This is a genomic window from Streptomyces sp. DT190 (genome assembly GCF_049846985.1).
In the GTDB taxonomy this organism is placed as follows: domain Bacteria; phylum Actinomycetota; class Actinomycetes; order Streptomycetales; family Streptomycetaceae; genus Streptomyces.
On sequence record NZ_JBNCNM010000007.1, the window covers coordinates 226,337 to 243,601 of the forward strand.

14 protein-coding genes are annotated in these 17,265 nt (G+C 70.9%); 3 read left to right on the forward strand and 11 right to left on the reverse strand.

All coding sequences use genetic code 11. The features are described 5' to 3' along the window. Positions 1 to 280: 280 nt before the first annotated feature. Both ACPXCS_RS15660 and ACPXCS_RS15665 read right to left on the reverse strand, forming a co-directional pair. Positions 281 to 2,896 carry an ABC transporter permease/substrate binding protein gene (locus ACPXCS_RS15660; RefSeq protein WP_425949827.1) on the reverse strand — a complete coding sequence of 872 codons (2,616 nt, stop codon included), beginning with the start codon at positions 2,894 to 2,896 and terminating at the stop codon, positions 281 to 283. Beyond that, positions 2,889 to 3,980 (reverse strand): quaternary amine ABC transporter ATP-binding protein, encoded by a 1,092-nt coding sequence (locus ACPXCS_RS15665; protein WP_425949829.1) that lies wholly within the window; start codon positions 3,978 to 3,980, stop codon positions 2,889 to 2,891. The genes ACPXCS_RS15660 and ACPXCS_RS15665 overlap by 8 nt, the downstream gene beginning before the upstream one ends. Positions 3,981 to 4,176: 196 nt before the next feature. Here ACPXCS_RS15665 and ACPXCS_RS15670 point away from each other — a divergent pair, with 196 nt between their 5' ends. The 3 genes from ACPXCS_RS15670 (at position 4,177) to ACPXCS_RS15680 (ending at position 7,112) form a co-directional block, all read left to right on the forward strand. After that, a complete protein-coding gene (locus ACPXCS_RS15670) occupies positions 4,177 to 5,115 on the forward strand; it encodes a 5'-3' exonuclease (protein WP_425949944.1) in 939 nt (312 codons plus the stop codon). Between the two features lie 93 nt (positions 5,116 to 5,208). Beyond that, on the forward strand, positions 5,209 to 6,051 hold the full coding sequence (locus tag ACPXCS_RS15675) for a siderophore-interacting protein (protein ID WP_425949830.1): 843 nt from the start codon (positions 5,209 to 5,211) through the stop codon (positions 6,049 to 6,051). Positions 6,052 to 6,113: 62 nt separating this feature from the next. Continuing rightward, positions 6,114 to 7,112: an RluA family pseudouridine synthase gene (locus tag ACPXCS_RS15680; protein WP_425949832.1), complete on the forward strand. Its 999-nt coding sequence runs from the start codon at positions 6,114 to 6,116 to the stop codon at positions 7,110 to 7,112. Here the strand turns inward: ACPXCS_RS15680 and ACPXCS_RS15685 are convergent. The 9 genes from ACPXCS_RS15685 to tatA all read right to left on the reverse strand — a co-directional run bounded on the left by ACPXCS_RS15685 (position 7,106) and on the right by tatA (position 17,170). Further along, on the reverse strand, positions 7,106 to 8,629 hold the full coding sequence (locus ACPXCS_RS15685; RefSeq protein WP_425949834.1) for a cytochrome P450: 1,524 nt from the start codon (positions 8,627 to 8,629) through the stop codon (positions 7,106 to 7,108). The two genes, ACPXCS_RS15680 and ACPXCS_RS15685, sit on opposite strands and share 7 nt — an antisense overlap. A 57-nt stretch (positions 8,630 to 8,686) precedes the next feature. Next, the gene (locus tag ACPXCS_RS15690) at positions 8,687 to 9,307 is read right to left on the reverse strand and encodes a GTP-binding protein (RefSeq protein ID WP_425949835.1); all 621 of its coding nucleotides are present in this window, start codon (positions 9,305 to 9,307) and stop codon (positions 8,687 to 8,689) included. Then, the gene (locus ACPXCS_RS15695) at positions 9,288 to 9,692 is read right to left on the reverse strand and encodes a DUF742 domain-containing protein (protein WP_425949836.1); all 405 of its coding nucleotides are present in this window, start codon (positions 9,690 to 9,692) and stop codon (positions 9,288 to 9,290) included. The genes ACPXCS_RS15690 and ACPXCS_RS15695 overlap by 20 nt, the downstream gene beginning before the upstream one ends. Further along, positions 9,689 to 10,096, reverse strand: a complete 408-nt coding sequence (locus ACPXCS_RS15700; RefSeq protein WP_010045319.1) for a roadblock/LC7 domain-containing protein — start codon at positions 10,094 to 10,096, stop codon at positions 9,689 to 9,691. The genes ACPXCS_RS15695 and ACPXCS_RS15700 overlap by 4 nt, the downstream gene beginning before the upstream one ends. After that, entirely contained in the window at positions 10,093 to 11,736 is a 1,644-nt protein-coding gene (locus ACPXCS_RS15705; protein WP_425949837.1) for a sensor histidine kinase, read from the reverse strand. Before ACPXCS_RS15705 ends, ACPXCS_RS15700 begins: the two co-directional genes overlap by 4 nt. A 317-nt stretch (positions 11,737 to 12,053) precedes the next feature. Then, entirely contained in the window at positions 12,054 to 14,900 is a 2,847-nt protein-coding gene (locus tag ACPXCS_RS15710; protein WP_425949839.1) for a DEAD/DEAH box helicase, read from the reverse strand. A 56-nt stretch (positions 14,901 to 14,956) separates the two neighbouring features. Next, positions 14,957 to 15,847, reverse strand: coding sequence for a diacylglycerol kinase (locus ACPXCS_RS15715; protein WP_425949841.1), 891 nt, complete (start codon positions 15,845 to 15,847; stop codon positions 14,957 to 14,959). A 31-nt stretch (positions 15,848 to 15,878) separates the two neighbouring features. Next, complete coding sequence (tatC, locus tag ACPXCS_RS15720; protein WP_425949842.1) at positions 15,879 to 16,841, reverse strand: twin-arginine translocase subunit TatC; 963 nt, start codon at positions 16,839 to 16,841, stop codon at positions 15,879 to 15,881. Between the two features lie 47 nt (positions 16,842 to 16,888). Next, entirely contained in the window at positions 16,889 to 17,170 is a 282-nt protein-coding gene (gene tatA, locus ACPXCS_RS15725; protein ID WP_351365575.1) for a Sec-independent protein translocase subunit TatA, read from the reverse strand. Positions 17,171 to 17,265: the final 95 nt, after the last annotated feature.

Consider the following 17,265-nt stretch of genomic DNA (forward strand, 5'->3'; position numbering starts at 1 on the left):
GCGCGCGGCTCCTGTGGAGTTGTCTGCACCCTACGCATGTTCGGCAAACCGTTTCCCGTGCCCGTCACATCGACGTCGTCCGGGGTGGGACGCGACCTCACAGTTCGCGCCAGGGGATCCGCCGTCCCGGGGCCGGGGCGGGGATTCCTCCTACGGGAGGAACAGGGAGGGAGAGGGGGTTCGGGGGCTGGTGTAGCGCTCTGTGGTTGTCCGGATCCTGATCGTGGATCCGGGGGTGCGGGGCGGGACGCGGGCGTGTCGCGCGTCCCACCCCGGAACCCTACTGCGGTGTCATGCGGTTCACCATGTCCGGGTGCCGCTTCAGCCACGCGGCGACGGCCTCCTCCTCATGGCCCTGGCCGCGGTCCTTGATCTCGCTCTCCAGACTGCCGAGCTCCTCCTCGCTCATCCTGAAGTTCTTGATCCACTTCGTGAGCTGCGGGTACTGCTCGGGGAACTCCTCGTTGGAGATGGTGCGGATCGTGTTGCCCTCGCCGAAGGCCTTCTTCGGGTCCTTCAGCTTGGTGAGCTCGTAGTCGCTGTACGCCCAGTGCGGCGACCACAGGGTGACGGCGATCGGCTCCTTCTTGGCGTAGGCGCGCTTCAGCTCGGCCAGCATGGCCGGGGTGGAGCCGTCGACGACCTCGTACTCCTCGTCGAGGCCGTAGCCGGGCAGGACCTTGTTCTTCAGCAGGTCCATCTCGCCGGTCCCGGGCTCGATGCCGATGATTCTGCCCTTGAAGGTGCCGGACCTGCCCTTGAGGTCCTCCAGGGAGTCGACGCCCTTGACGTACGACGGCACGGCGATCTCCAGGGAGGTCGGTTCGTACCAGGTGCCGAGGTCCTCGAGCCGGTCCTTGTTCTTTTCCCAGTAGTTCTTCTGGGCGTGGGGCAGCCAGGCGTCGAAGTTGAGGTCGAGGTCGCCCGAGGCCAGACCCGTGTAGACCGGGCCGACGTCCATCTGCTTGAGGTTCAGCCGGTAGCCGCGCCGCTCCAGGACGTTCTTCCACAGGTAGGTGACGGCGATGTCCTCGTCCCAGGGGAACCAGGCCACGTCCAGGGGCTGCTCGGCCTCGGCGGGCGTGCCGCCCTGGGTGTTCACCGGGGCGAGCTCGTCGACGACGCCGGGGTTCTGCTTCAGCCAGGCGCGCACGGCGTCCTGCTGCCGGCCCTTGCCCGCCTTGTTGATCCCGGCTTCGAGGCTGGTGAGCTGCTTCTCGCTCATCCTGAAGTCCTTCAGCCACCGGGCGACCGTCGGGTCGTCCTCGGCGAAGCCCTTGCGGGACAGGGTGTGCACGCCGTCGCCCTCGCCCCAGGCGCCCTTCGGGTCCTTCAGCTTCTTCAGGTCGTAGTCGTTGTACGCCCAGTGCGGCGACCAGAGCGTGACGACGATCGGCTTCTTCTGGGCGTAGGCGCGCTTCAGCTCGGCCAGCATCGCGGGCGTGGAGCTGTCGACGACCTCGTACTCCTTGTCCAGGCCGTACTCCTTGAGGACCTTGCTCTTGAGCAGGGCCATCTCGCCGGCGCTGGACTCGATGCCGGTGATCCTGCCGCCGAACCGCGACGCCTTGCCCTTGAGGTCCTCCAGGGAGTCGACGCCCTTCATGTAGGAGGGCACGGACAGCTCCAGGGACGTCTCGCCGTACCAGGCGCCCAGGTCGTCGAGCTGCTTGCCGTACTTCTTCCAGTACTGGGCGTGGGTCGTGGGCAGCCAGGCGTCGGTCTGGAAGTCGACGTCGCCCTGGGCGAGGGAGGTGTAGAGCGGGCCCGTGTCGAACTGCTTGGCCTCGACCTCGTAGCCGCGCTGCTCCAGGATCTCCTTCCACAGGAAGGTGGAGGCGACGCCCTCGTCCCAGGGGATGTAGCCGATGCTGATCTTCTTGCCCTGGCCGACGTTCCCGCCGTTCGCCGCGGCCCCGGTGCCGGTGCCGCCACCGCCGAGGACGCCCATGCCGCCCGCGGCGAGCGCGAGGACGACGACGCCGATCACGGCGACGGCCGGGCGGGGCCGGTAGGACCAGATCCTCAGCCCCTGGGCGGCGCGCAGCTTGGCGGCGGCGCGGCGGCCCAGCGGGGAGACCTGGGTGCCCAGGGCGCTGGTCATGCGGTCGAGGTAGATCGCGAGGATCACGATGGCCACGCCGGCCTCGGCACCGAGCCCCACGTTGAGCTGGCCGATGGCCTCGTTGACGTCGCCGCCGAGGCCGCCGGTGCCGACCATGCCGGCGATCGCGGCCATGGACAGGCCCAGCATGATTACCTGGTTGACCCCGGCCATGACGGTGGGCAGGGCCAGCGGGAGCTGGACGCGCAGCAGTGTGTTGCGCGGCGTGGTGCCGAACGCCTCGGCCGCCTCGACCAGTTCCTTGTCGACCTGCCGGATGCCCAGCTCGGTCATGCGCACGCCCGGGGCGAGCGCGAAGATCAGGGTGGCGACGATGCCCGCCGGGGCGCCCGTGCCGAAGAACAGGATCGCCGGGATGAGGTAGATCATCGCGGGCAGCGTCTGCATGAAGTCCAGCACGGGCCGGACCAGGCCGCTGACGCGGTCGGAGCGGGCCGCCCAGATGCCCACGGGCAGGGCGATCACCAGGGCCATGACGGTCGCCACGAGGACGAGCGCCAGGGTGATCATCGCGTTCTCCCACAGTTCCAGGGAGTCGATGAACGCGAATCCGGCGAAGGCGAGGACACCGGCGAGGGTGCCGCGCAGCCAGAAGGCGATCACGGCGAAGATGCCCGCGAGCAGCAGCGGTTCCGGGGCCTGCAGGACGGCGTTGATGCCGTCGTACAGGCCGAGGAAGACGGTCTTGCAGAAGTCGAACAGCCACGCCATGTGGGTGGTGAGCCAGTCGACCGCGTCGTTGACCCAGGTGCCGAGCTGGATCCTAGGCACGGGCGGTCACCTTCTCTGCGTCCTTGTCGCGCGGGGAGTCGCAGGGCCGCGGGGCGGTGTCCTGCTCGTCGCCGAGGAAGCCCACCAGCCGCTGCCGGGGGACGACGCCGATCTGCCGGTTGTCCCGGTCCACGACGGAGACCGGGTGGGAGAGCCGGGCACTGATCGCGCACAGCTCCGTGAACGGGGTGTCGGGCGTGGCGGTCTCGCAGTGGCAGCCGGGGTCGGCGGCGGTGACCGAGGGGTCCATGAGCTCACCGGCGGTGAGCACCCGGGAGCGGTCGACGTCCTGGGTGAAGGAGGCGACATAGTCGTTGGCGGGCCGCAGCAGGATGTCCTGTGCGGTGCCGTTCTGGACGACGCGGCCGTCGCGCATGACGGCGATGCGGTCGCCCAGGCGCATGGCCTCGTTCAGGTCGTGCGTGATGAAGACGATCGTCTTCTTGAGCTTCTGCTGGAGCTCCAGCAGCTGGTCCTGCATGTCGCGGCGGATCAGCGGGTCCAGGGCGCTGAAGGACTCGTCCATCAGCAGCAGGTCGGCGTCCGTGGCCAGGGCCCGGGCGAGGCCGACGCGCTGCTGCATGCCGCCGGACAGCTCGTCGGGCCAGGACTTCTCCCAGCCGGCCAGGCCGCACAGGGCGAGCGCCTCGTCGGCGCGGCGTTCGCGCTCGGCGCGGGGCACGCCCTGCACTTCCAGACCGTAGGCGGCGTTCTCGCGGACGCTGCGGTGCGGGAAGAGCGCGAAGTGCTGGAACACCATGCTGATCTTCTTCGAGCGGACCTCGCGCAGCTCGCGGCCGCTCAGCGCGGTCAGGTCCTGGCCGTCGAAGCGCACGTGTCCCGCGGTCGGTTCGAGCAGGCCGTTCAGCATCCGCAGCAGGGTGGACTTGCCGGAGCCGGACAGGCCCATGACGACGAAGATCTCGCCGGGCTCCACGGTGAAGGACGCGTCGATCACCGCGGCGGTCGTGCCCTCGGCGCGCAGTTCCTCGCGGTCGGCTCCCTCGCGGAGCCGCTCGACCGCCCGGTCCGGTCTCCTGCCGAACACCTTGTACAGGCTCTCTGCCTCTAGGGTCGCTGACACGTGCACCTCTGTTTCCTCGGCAACAGGACGGAGCGAGGACCGGGCGCAACAGTTGAAATGCGCAACCAGCCTCGCTCCGGGGCCGCGCCTCCCCCCGATCTCCCCCGGCAAACGGAAAGGTGGGGCGGTTCACACAGGACGCGCAGGGCGCAACGCGTTGCGCAGCGGCGACCGGCTGTCGGTGGGGTACGGCATGATGCGTGGCGTGACCGGACGACTGATGCTCCTCGACACCGCCTCCCTGTACTTCCGCGCCTACTTCGGCGTGCCCGAGTCGGTCAAGGCCCCGGACGGCACGCCGGTGAACGCCGTGCGCGGGCTGCTCGACTTCATCGACCGCCTGATCAGGGACCACCGGCCGGACGCCCTGGTCGCCTGCATGGACGCCGACTGGCGGCCGCAGTGGCGGGTGGAGCTCGTCCCCTCCTACAAGGCCCACCGCGTCGCCGAGGAGCACGCGGCCGGCCCGGACGAGGAGGAGGTGCCCGACACGCTGTCGCCGCAGGTGCCGGTCATCGAGGCGGTGCTGGACGCGGTGGGGATCGCCCGGGTCGGCGTCGCCGGGTACGAGGCGGACGACGTGATCGGCACCTTCACCGCGCGGGCCAAGGGCCCGGTCGACATCGTCACGGGCGACCGCGACCTCTACCAGTTGGTGGACGACGCGCGCGGGGTGCGGGTGCTGTACCCGCTGAAGGGCGTGGGCACGCTGCAGCTCACCGACGAGGCGGTGCTGCGTGCGAAGTATGGGGTCGGCGGGAGCGGGTACGCGGATCTGGCCCTGCTGCGCGGCGACCCCAGCGACGGTCTGCCGGGGGTGCCCGGAGTCGGCGAGAAGACAGCCGCCAAGCTGCTCGCCGAGTACGGGGACCTGGCCGGGATCCTGGCGGCGGTCGACGACCGGCGGTCGAAGCTGACGCCGACGCAGCGCAGGCGACTGGACGAGGCCCGCCCGTACCTCGCGGTCGCGCCGAAGGTGGTCCGGGTCGCGGACGACGTGCCGCTGCCGGACGTGCCGACGGCGCTGCCGCGGACCCCCCGGGATCCGGCGGCGCTGCAGGACCTGGCGGCCCGCTGGGGGCTGGGCGGGTCGCTGGAGCGCCTGCTGACGACGCTCGGGGCGACCGGCGGATGAGAGTGGGGCGTGACTTCGTGTACGAGAGGTGTGAAGCGGGGACGGGGTGCTAACTTAGGTAACCCTAACCATGTGTCACACAGGGAGGTCCTCATGGCAGAGCGACCGGGACGCCAGCCGCGCAAGCCGCACTCCGCTCAGGTCGTCCGCACCGAGCGGCTGACCCCGCACATGCAGCGGGTCGTCCTCGGCGGTGAGGGCCTCGCCGACTTCGCGGCCGACACGTGCACCGACCACTATGTGAAGCTGCTGTTCCCGCCCGCGGGCGTGACCTACCCGGAGCCCTTCGACCCGCAGCGGATCCGCGAGGAGCTGCCGCGCGAACAGTGGCCGGTGACCCGGACGTACACGGTGCGCCAGTGGGACGCCGAGCACCGTGAGCTGACGCTGGACTTCGTCATCCACGGGGACCAGGGGCTGGCCGGCCCGTGGGCCGCGCGGGTCCAGCCCGGTGAGACGGTGTTCTTCATGGGACCCGGTGGCGCCTACGCGCCCGACCCGCGGGCCGACTGGCATCTGCTCGTCGGGGACGAGAGCGCGCTGCCCGCCATCGCCCGTGCCCTGGAGGCGCTGCCGCACGGGGCCAGGGCGCATGCCTTCGTGGAGATCTCCGGCCCCGACGAGGAGCAGAAGATCGACTCCGATGTGGAGGTCGTCTGGCTGCACCGCGGTGCCCGGCCGGTCGGTGAGGCGCTGCTGGAGGCCGTGCGGGGCCTGGACTTCCCCGCGGGCCGGATGCAGGCCTTCGTGCACGGCGAGGCGCACTTCGTGAAGGAGCTGCGGCGACTGCTGCGGGTCGAGCGCGGCATCCCGCGCGAGGACCTGTCGATCTCCGGCTACTGGCGCCTCGGCCACAACGAGGACGGCTGGCAGGCCTCGAAGCGGGAGTGGAACGCGCGCATCGAGGCGGAGCAGGAAAGCGCGCCGGCCGCCTGACCTCCCCCGGCCCCGCACACCCGATGCCGGCGAGCCGGTGCGCTTCCGTACGCTGGGCCGCGATGAGACGCAAGCCCCGCACCCCGCCCTCTCCCCTGCCGCAGCGCCACGGGGTGGACCCCGTGCGGGTGCGGCTGCCCGCCGCCGGCCCGTGGGCCACGGTGCGCGAGCACCTGGTGGAGCGGCTGACCGGCGCGGGAGACGGAACCGTCGACGGCATGTTCGAAGCGGGGCTGATCGTCGGGGCGGACGGACGGCCCGTCGCGGCGGACGCGCCCTACGAAGCCGGCATGTTCGTGTGGTTCCACCGCGAACTGCCCGCCGAGGCGCCGGTGCCCTTCCCCCTGGAGGTCGTGCACCGGGACGAGCACATCGTCGTCGCCGACAAGCCCCACTTCCTCGCCACCACCCCGCGCGGCGCTCACGTCGCCGAGACCGCGCTGGCGCGGCTGCGCCGGGAGCTGGACCTGCCGACGCTGAGCGCCGCGCACCGTCTGGACCGGCTCACCGCCGGACTGGTGCTGTTCACCGTCCGCCCCGGGGAACGGGGCGCCTACCAGACGCTCTTCCGCGACCGGCGGATCCGCAAGGAGTACGAGGCCGTCGCCCCCTACGACCCCGGCCTCGTCCTGCCCCGCACCGTCCGCAGCCGGATCGTGAAGGAGCGCGGGGTGCTGACCGCCCGGGAGGTGCCGGGCGAGCCCAACGCGGAGAGCCACGTCGAACTCGCCGGACACCGCCCGGCGGGAACGGACCCGGAGGGCACGCCCGCTCTGGCGCGCTACCGGCTGGTCCCCGGCACCGGCCAGACCCACCAGCTGCGCGTGCACATGACCGCGCTCGGCGTGCCGATCCTCGGCGACCCGCTCTACCCCGAGGTGACCGGGCCCGTACCGGCCGGTGACTTCCGGCGCCCGCTGCAACTGCTGGCCCGGGGGCTGGAGTTCACCGACCCGGTCACGGGCGAGGAGCGCCGGTTCCGCAGCGGCCGGACGCTCGCGGCCTGGGCCTCCTACGACCGGTGGGCCGCCGGGACGTACGACGGCCGGGTTGGTCAGTAGCCGCGCCACCAGAGCAGGAAGCGCGGCCAGACGCCCTTGCGGCGCACCGGCTCCGGTGCCGCGGGCGGCGGGGGCACCATGACGGGCTGCGGCTGCGCGGGAGCCGGTTCGGGCTGCGGCTGAGGCTGGGGCTGGGGCTGCGCCGCCACCGGCGCGGGCTGCGGCTCCGACGAGGAGATGCTGATCTGCCAGTCGGACCGCTGGGTGGGCACCGCCTTGTGGTGCGGCGTCTCCGACACGTCCTGCGGCGGCTTGGGCGAGAACTGCACCGGCAGTTCCACCAGGTGCCGGGAGGCGATGGACGCCGTCCAGCGCAGCTCGTCCTGGTCGCAGTCGAGTTCGACGTCCGGCAGCCGCAGCAGCAGCGCGTCGACGCCGACGTCGGCGATGGAACGGCCGATGTCCTGCCCCGGGCACTCGTGCGGGCCGCCGCCGAACGCCAGGTGGGAGCGGTTGCCCTGCATGCTGGCCTTGAGGTCGGGCCGCACCCTGGGGTCCACGTTGGCCGGGAGCGGGGCGAACAGCAGCCCGTCGCCCCGGCGGATGCGCTGCCCGCCGAGCTCCGTCTCCTGCTTGGCGAAGTAGGCGAAGACCGTGCTGAACGGCGGCTCGTTCCACAGCGACTGCTCCACCGCCTCCGGCACCGTCATCTGGCCGCCGTTGAGCTGGGCCCGGAAGCGGGGGTCGATCAGCACCGTCAGCAGCACGTTGGACAGCAGGTTCGTGGTGGCCTCGTAGGCGGCGAAGAGGACCAGGCGCAGGTGCTCCCTGACCTCGTCGTCGGTCAGCCGGGCGGGGTGGGTGATCAGGTAACTGGCGAGGTCCTCCTCGGGCTGGGCGCGGCGGTGCGCGGTGAGCCGGCTCAGCGCCTCCATCACGTAGGTGTGGCTGGCGATGGCGGTCTCGGTGCCCTTGAGCGCGTCGCGGGCGGCCTCGACGAGCCGGTCGTCGTACTCGTCGGGCATGCCGAGGATCTCGCACATCACGGCCATCGGCAGGTGCTCGGTGAACTGACCGACCAGGTCGGCCTCGCCCTGCTCGCAGAAGCGGTTGACGATGACCTGCGTGCTGCGGTTGATGTAGCGGCGCAGGCTGCGGAAGTCGATGGTCGAGATGGCGCCCATCACCGCGCCGCGCAGCCGCTTGTGCTCGTCGCCCTCGGCGTGCGAGGCGATGGGCTGCCAGGCGATGTGCGGCATCAGCGGGTGGTCGGGCTTGACCAGCCCCTCCCGCAGCGGGGTCCAGATGCGGCTGTCCCGGCAGAACTGCGAGGGCGAGCGCACCATGTGCAGGTTCTCGGTGTGGCCCAGGACGATCCAGATCGGCACGTCGTCGTGGAGCAGCACGGGCGCGACGGGGCCGTGTTCCTCGCGCAGTTGCTCGTACAGCGCTCCCAGGTCCTCCGACTCGTGCAGCCGGTGCAGCCCCCCGGGCCCGAGGCCGTGCGCGGGGCAGCCGGGGGGCGGTTCGAGCCGGGGTCCGTCCGTACCGGTCGGGGCGTGGGATTCAGGCGTCACAGTGGTCGCTCCGGAGCTTTCCAGGTGTCTGGGGCAGGTGTGAGGGTCGGAACGGGATCAGGTGCTCGCGCCCTGCATGGCGAGGGAGTGCAGGAAGCGCATGAGCGTCATCAGGACGTCCCGGCTGGAGGCCCGGCGGCGCGCGTCGCACTCCATGATCGGGATGTCCGGGGTGAGGTCGAGGGCCGTGCGCAGTTCCTCGACGTCGTAACGGGGCGCGTCGGGGAAGGTGTTGATGGCGACCACGAAGGGCACGCCGCGCTCCTCCAGGCGCCCCATGACGTCGAAGCTCACCTCCAGCCGGCGGGTGTCCACCAGGACCACCGCGCCGAGCGCGCCTTCGAACAGGCCGTTCCACAGGAACCAGAAGCGCTGCTGTCCGGGCGTGCCGAAGAGGTAGAGCACGAGCTGCTCGGTGATGCTGATGCGGCCGAAGTCCATGGCGACGGTGGTGGCCGTCTTGGACGCGGAACCGAAGTTGTCGTCGACACCGATGCCGGCCTGCGTCATGGTCTCCTCGGTGGTCAGCGGTGTGATCTCGCTGACCGAGCCGACCATGGTCGTCTTGCCGACGCCGAAGCCACCCACGATCACGATCTTGGCCGCGGCCTGCGCCGTGTGGGGCAGCTGGTCTTCGGCCCGGGGGCCCGGGATGGTGTCAGAGCCTTTGAAGTCCATTCATCACCGCTTCGAGAAGGGAACGGTCGGAACGCGCCTTGCGGACGATGGGGGCACGCGCCTGTACCAGTTCCGCCGTCAGCATCTCGGTGAGCAGGACGCCCATCGCGCTGAACGGCAGGTGGAGGTAGGCCGACAGTTCGGCCACGGACAGCGGGGCGGCGCAGAGCCGGAGCAGCGCCGCCTGCTCGGGGGAGGCGGAGGGCGGCGGGTCCGTGGCCCGCGCCACGATTAAGGTCACCAGGTCGAGCTCGGCCCGTTCCCCGTCCGGGCCCGCCACCACGTACATCCGCTCGGGATTCCTGACCTTCCCCTCGCCCTGCTGGGCGGGTTGCGGGGGCGGTTCGGGCGCGGGGCTGCGCCTCTGGCGTTGCGGAGGGGTCATACGATCTGCCCGTTCCGCCGGGGCGGACTGGTCAGGTGGCCGCCGATGCGGACGACGAGGTCACGCATCATGGCGCTCATCCGGCCGGGTTCGCACCGCACGTCGGAGAGCACCGCGAGGAAGGCGTTGGCCCCCGCGTTCATCAGGTAGAAGTAGCCGCGGTCGATCTCGATCATGACGAGCTTCATCTCGCCGTCGCCGACCGTGAGTTCCTGGCAGACGCTGCTCGCCAGGGACTGCAGGCCGGCGCAGGCCGCGGCGACCCGGTCGGCCGCGTCGGGCTCGCCGCCGTAGCGGGCGATGCGCAGGCCGTCGGCGGAGAGCACCACGATCATCTCGATGCCCGGCACGCCGTCGGCGAGTTGCTTGAGCATCCAGTCGAAGTTGCCTCGCTGCTGGATCACTTGAGATCCCCCTCGTCATCGGCCTCGGTGGGGGCCGGGTCGTTGAGCAGGTGCAGGTACTTGGTGGGGTTGCGGATGAAGTCGGTCGGGTGGGTGCCGGGCTCGATGCCCTGCTTGAGCCCCTCCCAGAAGGCCTCCAGGCCCTTGCCGGGGGCGTCGGGGGCGCTCATGTCGCGCAGCGGCGGCACCTCGGGCTCCTTGGCCGCCGCCCAGGGGTTGTACTCGCCCCGCTCCTCGGCCTCGCGGTCTTCCTTCTCGTAGGCGGCCTGCTGGGCGAGCCGTTCGGCGAGCGGCATCTTCACCCGGCTGCGGCGCTGCGGCAGGCCGTTCGCCGTCCACTCGGTGACCTCGGGGACGTCGTCGTCCTCCAGGGCGACCGCGGCGGGGAGCTTCGGCATGGTGGGACGGCGCTTCTTCGGGGTGCGCTTGGGCCCCTCGGGGATGCCGACGGTCATGGGGATGCCGGTGGCGCCGATGCCGTGGGCGAGGCCCACACCGGGCGCGTGGGTGATCATCTCGCTCGGCACGATGAGGATGGCCCGGACCCCGCCGTAGGCGGAGGCGCGCAGCGAGACCTCCATGTTGTACGCCGTGCACAGACGGCCCACGACGGCCAGGCCCAGGCGCGGGTGCTCGCCGATGTCCTGGAGGTCGACGCCGGCCTTGGCGGCCTCCAGCATGCCCTCGATCCGGGCCCGGGCCTCCTCGTTGAGGTTGACGCCGCCGTCCTCGATCTCGATGCAGACACCGGTCTGCACCTCGGTGGCGGTGACGTGGACCTTGGTCTGGGGCGGCGAGTAGCGCGTGGCGTTGTCGAGGAGCTCGGCGGCCGCGTGGATGACCGGCTCGACGTAGATGCCCTTGACGCTGACCTTCGCGATGGAGGCCAGCTGGATGCGCCGGTACTCCAGGATGCGGGACATGGCGCCGCGCAGCGTGCTGTAGAGGGACACCGGCTCGGGCCACTGACGGCCGGGGCGGCCGCCGCCGAGGACGGAGACGGAGTCGGCGAGGCGGCCGATCAGGGCGTTGCCGTGGTCGATGCGCAGCAGGTCGTCGAAGACCTCGGGGTTGCGGCCGTGGTCCTCCTCCATCTCCCGCAGTTCCTCGGCCTGCTGGTGGATGATCGCCTGCACGCGGCGGGCGACACTGACGAAGGAGCGCGCGGCGGCGTCCCGCATGACCACTTCGTGGTCGACGATCTTCAGGACCGTCAGCAGCGTCTCGTGCAGCGGCTTCGGGAGGTCGCGGTACTCGGGGTTGCGCAGACCGAGCTTGCGAATCACCTCCCTGGGGGATTCTCCGGTGTGCAGCAGGTTGAGCGCGGCGGGGAAGATCTCCCGGGCGAAACGGAAGAACTCCTTCTCGTGGGCGGCGATCCGCTGTTCCAGCGACGCGCTGTGACGGGCGTGCTCATCCTGCTGCCTGCGCAGCGCACGGCCGCGACGCACCGCTACGACCGCCATGGCGAGGACCAGCACCGTGGCGATGCCACCCAGCCAGCCGACGGCGAGCCGGGCCGGCGCCGACACCAGGGCGACGGCGGCTCCGGTCGCCGCGGCCATCGCTATGGCGGGCAGCAACAGCAGGCGCGCGTAGGGAAGTTCACCGCGAACAGGGGGGGATTGAACACTCACCATGTAGGCCTTCTGACAGGAGTCGGCTGGGGTTCAGGGGAACGTGCAGGGGGGTATGTCATGAAACTGTCGGACTTTCCACACATGGGGGAACAAGCGCACGAATTCACCTCAAGCCGGTGCGCTGCGGGCGAGCTTAGTCCGACCGGATCATCGCCGTGTCATATTCAGCAAGTGCCGGAAAGCGGACGCGAAGGGATAGTAGGCTCACTCGATTGCACGCTGCGACATCGTTCGAATGCGCACCGTAATCACGAACGCCCGTACGAAAGCCCACTCACCGTGACGGGTGAATGGGCTTCAGTACGAGGCGGGTGCGGTCACCCCACCGACGAGTAGGCGACGACGCCCCGCAGCAACAGGTCGACGGCCTTGCGCGCGTTCTTCACCACGGACGACCCCTGCGGAGCGGCCGCCGCGATCTGCCCCAGCACGTCGATGACCTGCTTGCACCAGCGTACGAAGTCGCCCGCCGGCATCTCCGCCTCGCGCAGCACCTCGTCGAGCCCCTTCCCGGAGGCCCACGTGTACGCCGCCCAGGCGAACCCGAGATCGGGCTCCCGCTGCCCGACCCCTTCGGTCTGCGTGATCCGGAACTCCTCCTCCAGCGCGTCCAGCCGGCCCCAGATCCGCACCATCTCGCCCAGCGCGGCCTTGGCCTTGCCGGTCGGCAGCTTCGGCGCCATCGCGTCGTCCGCGACGCGCGACTCGTACACCAACGCCGAGACGCACCCGGCCAGTTCGGCCGGGCCGAGCCCTTCCCAGACGCCCTCGCGCAGACACTCGCTCGCGAGCAGGTCCAGCTCGCCGTAGAGCCGCGCGAGCCGCTTGCCGTGCTCGGTGACCTCGTCGCCGCGCAGGTAGTCCAGCTCGGTCAGCAGCGCGACGATACGGTCGAACGTCCGGGCGATCGTGTTCGTCCGGCCCTCGATCCGCCGCTCCAGCTGCGAGGTGTCCCGCAGCAGCCGGTGGTACCGCTCGGCCCAGCGCGCGTGGTCCTCACGGTCGTTGCACCCGTGGCACGGGTGCGCGCGCAGCGCGGTCCGCAGCCGGGCGATCTCACGGTCGTCGGCCGCCTGGGAGCGCCGCTTGCGGTGCCGGTCGGCCGGGATGTGCCCGGCCTTGGTGCGCAGCGCCGAGGCGAGGTCCCGGCGGGACTGCGGCGAGCGGGGGTTGAAGGACTTCGGGATCCGCATCCGCTCCAGCGGCTCGACCGGCACCGGGAAGTCCATCGACGCCAGCCGCTTCACCTGCCGCTCGGCGGTCAGCACCAGCGGGCGCGGCCCGTCGTGGTGGTCGAAGCCGCGGTGGCCGTTCGAACGGCCCGCGGGCAGGCCCGGGTCCAGCACCAGCGCCAGGCCCGCGTACTTGCCGGTGGGCACGTGGATGACGTCACCGGGCTTCAGCTTCTCCAGTGCGACGGCGGCCTCCGCGCGCCGCTGCTGGGCACCCTGACGGGCCAGCTCGTTCTCCCGGTCCTTCAGTTCGCGGCGCAGCCGCGCGTACTCCTCGAAGTCGCCGAGGTGGCAGGTCATGGAGGCCTTGTAGCCCTCCAGGCCCTCCTCGTTGCGCTGTACCTGCCGCGAGATCCCGACGACCGACTTGTCGGCCTGGAACTGCGCGAAGGACGTCTCCAGCAGCTCCCGCGAGCGGTGCCGGCCGAACTGCTCGACCAGGTTGACCGCCATGTTGTACGACGGCTTGAAGCTGGAGCGCAGCGGGTACGTGCGCGTGCCCGCCAGACCGGCCAGGTGCTCGGGGTTCATGCCGCGCTGCCACAGCACCACCGCGTGGCCCTCGACATCGATGCCGCGCCGCCCGGCACGGCCCGTCAGCTGGGTGAACTCGCCCGGGGTGATGTCCGCGTGCTGCTCACCGTTCCACTTGACGAGCTTCTCCAGCACCACCGAGCGGGCGGGCATGTTGATGCCGAGGGCGAGGGTCTCGGTCGCGAACACGGCCTTGACCAGGCCGCGCACGAACAGCTCCTCGACGACCTCCTTGAACGTCGGCAGCATGCCCGCGTGGTGGGCGGCGATGCCGCGCTCCAGGCCCTCCAGCCACTCGTAGTAGCCCAGGACGTGCAGGTCCTCGCGGGGGATGGACGCCGTGCGCTCCTCGACGAGGGAGCGGACCCGCTCGCGCGCCTCCTCGTCGTTCAGCCGGAGGCCCGCGTACAGGCACTGCTGGACGGCGGCCTCGCAGGCGGCGCGGCTGAAGATGAAGGTGATGGCGGGCAGCAGCCCTTCGGCGTCGAGCCGCTCGATGACCTCGGGCCGGCTCGGCGTCCACACGCGGGAGCGCTGTCTGCGCTCGCGCTCGCGGTCCGCCTCGCGCAGCCGGCCGCGCCGGCGGTCCTGGTACGACGGCCGGCTCGCCTCCATGCGCGCCATGCGCGTGAGGTCGGGGTTGACGGCCTTCTTGTGGCACTCCGCCTCCTCGAACAGGTCGTACATCCGCCGTCCGGCCAGCACGTGCTGGAACAGCGGCACGGGCCGGTGCTCGGAGACGATCACCTCGGTGTCACCGCGGACCGTGTCGAGCCAGTCGCCGAACTCCTCGGCGTTCGACACGGTCGCCGAGAGGGAGACCAGCGTGACCGACTCGGGCAGGTGGATGATCACCTCTTCCCACACGGCGCCCCGGAACCGGTCGGAGAGGTAGTGCACCTCGTCCATGACCACGTAGCCGAGGCCCAGGAGGGTCTGGGAACCGGCGTACAGCATGTTCCGCAGCACCTCGGTGGTCATCACGACCACCGGGGCGTCGGAGTTGACGCTGTTGTCGCCGGTGAGCAGGCCCACCTTGTCCGTGCCGTAGCGGCGGCACAGGTCGGCGTACTTCTGGTTCGACAGCGCCTTGATGGGTGTCGTGTAGAAGCACTTCTTGCCCTGTCCGAGGGCGAGGTGCACGGCGAACTCGCCGACGATCGTCTTGCCGGATCCGGTGGGCGCGGCCACCAGCACGCCCTTCCCCGCCTCGAGCGCCTGGCAGGCCTCGATCTGGAAGGGGTCGAGGCCGAAGTCGTACATCTCGCGGAAGGAGGCGAGCGCGGTGGCCTGCTCGGCAGCGCGCTTGCGGGCTGCCGCGTACCGCTCGGCCGGTGAGAGGTCCTCTGTCATCGTGCTTTCGAGCGTACCGGGCCGCACTGACAACAGGACGATCATTATCCGGATCCGTTCCTGTGAAACCGCGGATCGCAGCAGCTCAGGGGTGCCGGCCCCTAGGGGCCGACGACCCGCACGCCCCCGCGTACGCAGCGCGCGGTCAGCGGCAGGGGACCCAGCGGCTCCCCGTCGGCGTAGCCGGTGACGTCCTGGGCGGCGAGCTCGACGCGCGCCGCCCGCAGCACCGCCACCTTCGGGTGGTCGACGTGCGTTCCCCGGTACACCCCCGGGAACACGCGCAGCAGCGTCCTGCGGCTGCAGTCCCCGACCACCGTGATGTCGAACAGCCCGTCGGTCAGGTCGGCTCCTGGGCAGATCCGCATGCCGCCGCCGTAGGAGGAGCCGTTGCCGACGGCCACGAGGGTGGCCTGGTTCTCGCGCACCTCGCCGTCGTCGAGCCGGATGCGGTACGGCAGGGGCCGGAAGGCGGCCAGTTCGGCGACCATCGCCAGGTCGTACTTGAGGCGGCCGGCGGGCCGGCGCATGCGGTTGCCCCGGTCGTTGACGCGGGAATCGAAGCCGGAGGCCAGGACCGTGCCGAACCAGCGGTCGCCCACCCGGCCGAGGTCGATGTCCCGGATCCGGTCGCACTTGAGGGCGTCGGCGATCATGCGGCCCGCGGCGTCCGGCCGGCGCACGGGCAGTCCGAGGGACCGGGCGAAGTCGTTGCCGGTGCCGACGGCGACCAGGCCGAGCGGGGTGCGCGTGCCCGCGACGGCCCGCAGGGCGAGGTGGGCCATGCCGTCGCCGCCGACGGCGATCAGCGCCCCGGTACCGCCCTCGACGGCGGCTCGCGCGCGGGCGAGGGCGTCGTCGGCGTCCACGCCGAGCACGGTGCGCACCGAGAAGCCGGCCGCCCTCAACGCGGAAGCGGCCGGCTGCGCCGCGCGGGCGCCCCGGCCGCGGCCCGCGGTGGGGTTGACGAAGAGGGTGATCTCGCTGGTCACGGAAGTGACCTTATGAGCTGCCCGCCCTTCCTCAGGTCACGTCGTCATAACCGTTGACCCGTTCCGACCGGTCCGCGCTCGCCTGCTCGGGCAGGGCGGCGCGGCTGGTGGTCACGGGCTCGATCTCGCCGATGTCCTCGGGGGTGAGGTCCAGCTCGGAGGCCTCGTCGTCGGCGGGGCCGAGGGCCTCGCGGCGGCTGCGGCGGCGGTCGTTCAGCAGGGAGAAGGCGACGGCCGCGAAGTACAGGATCCAGATCGGCGCCGCCAGCGCCAGCATGGTCAGCGGGTCGGTGCTGGGCGTGGCGATGGCCGCGAAGACCGTGATGCCCATGATCATGCCGCGCCACCAGCCGAACATGCGCTTGCCGGTGAGCACCCCGGTGAGATTGAGCATGACCAGCAGCAGCGGCAGTTCGAAGGAGAGGCCGAAGACGAGCACCATCCGCAGGACGAGGTCGAGCAGGTCGTCCAGCGGCAGCAGGTTGGACGTGCCGCCCGGTGTGAACTCCAGCAGCACCTTCGCGGTGGTGGGCAGGACCGTGTACGCGAAGTAGGCACCGACGAGGAACAGCGGGGCACCCGTGCCGACGAAGGCGTAGGCGTACTTCTTCTCGTGCCGGTGCAGTCCGGGCGCGACGAAGGCCCACAGCTGGTACAGCCAGATCGGCGAGGCCAGGACGACGCCGGCCATCAGCGACACCTTCAGGGCCAGCGTGAAGGGGGTGAGCAGACCGTTGATGGTGATCTGCGCACAGGGCTTGGTGCCCGTCTCCGACCTGGCCAGTTCCGCGAAGGTCTTGTCACAGCCGACCGAGTCGAGGATCGGCTTGGTGATCAGGTTGATGATGTCGTTGTAGAAGAAGGCGGCGAAGACCGTGACGACGACGATCGCCAGGATCGCCTTGGCGAGCCGGTTGCGGAGCTCGCGGAGGTGCTCCGCGAGGGGCATCCGCCCCTCGGGATCCCTCTCCTGCTTGCGGGCAGACTTCAGCAACCCACGTTCCCATCTCGTGCGGCGGGCCGGAGGTCACCGGCCCTGCGTCAGCGCTTGGTCGTGTCCGTGGGCTCGTTGACCGGGCGCGAGCTGGTCACGTCGCCGGGAGCGGCCTGGATGGTGCGCTGCGCGGGCTCGTCGGTGTTCGGCGGGCCGGCCGGGGTGGTGGACGACTTGTTCTCGTCCTTCATCGCCTTGGCCTCGCTCTTGAGGATGCGGGCGGACTTGCCGAGCGACCGAGCCATGTCCGGAAGCTTCTTCGCGCCGAACAGCAGGATGATGACGACGAGGATGAGAATGATCTCGGGGGCTCCGAGCCTTCCGAACATAAGTCTTTACCTTCTCACCGAGGCGGCTGTGTGGGGTGCTGTCCGACCGGTCGGACACATGTCCGAACGATCGTGTCGACAGCGATCGTAACGCC

What these genes read in the sequence shown, in the direction of transcription:
- ACPXCS_RS15670 (WP_425949944.1), top strand. Translation starts at nt 4,177, where the DNA reads ATGCGTGGCGTGACCGGACGACTGATGCTCCTCGACACCGCCTCCCTG.
- ACPXCS_RS15675 (WP_425949830.1), top strand. Translation starts at nt 5,209, where the DNA reads ATGGCAGAGCGACCGGGACGCCAGCCGCGCAAGCCGCACTCCGCTCAG.
- ACPXCS_RS15680 (WP_425949832.1), top strand. Translation starts at nt 6,114, where the DNA reads ATGAGACGCAAGCCCCGCACCCCGCCCTCTCCCCTGCCGCAGCGCCAC.
- ACPXCS_RS15690 (WP_425949835.1), bottom strand. Translation starts at nt 9,307, where the DNA reads ATGGACTTCAAAGGCTCTGACACCATCCCGGGCCCCCGGGCCGAAGAC.
- ACPXCS_RS15695 (WP_425949836.1), bottom strand. Translation starts at nt 9,692, where the DNA reads ATGACCCCTCCGCAACGCCAGAGGCGCAGCCCCGCGCCCGAACCGCCC.
- ACPXCS_RS15705 (WP_425949837.1), bottom strand. Translation starts at nt 11,736, where the DNA reads ATGGTGAGTGTTCAATCCCCCCCTGTTCGCGGTGAACTTCCCTACGCG.
- ACPXCS_RS15710 (WP_425949839.1), bottom strand. Translation starts at nt 14,900, where the DNA reads ATGATCGTCCTGTTGTCAGTGCGGCCCGGTACGCTCGAAAGCACGATG.
- tatA (WP_351365575.1), bottom strand. Translation starts at nt 17,170, where the DNA reads ATGTTCGGAAGGCTCGGAGCCCCCGAGATCATTCTCATCCTCGTCGTC.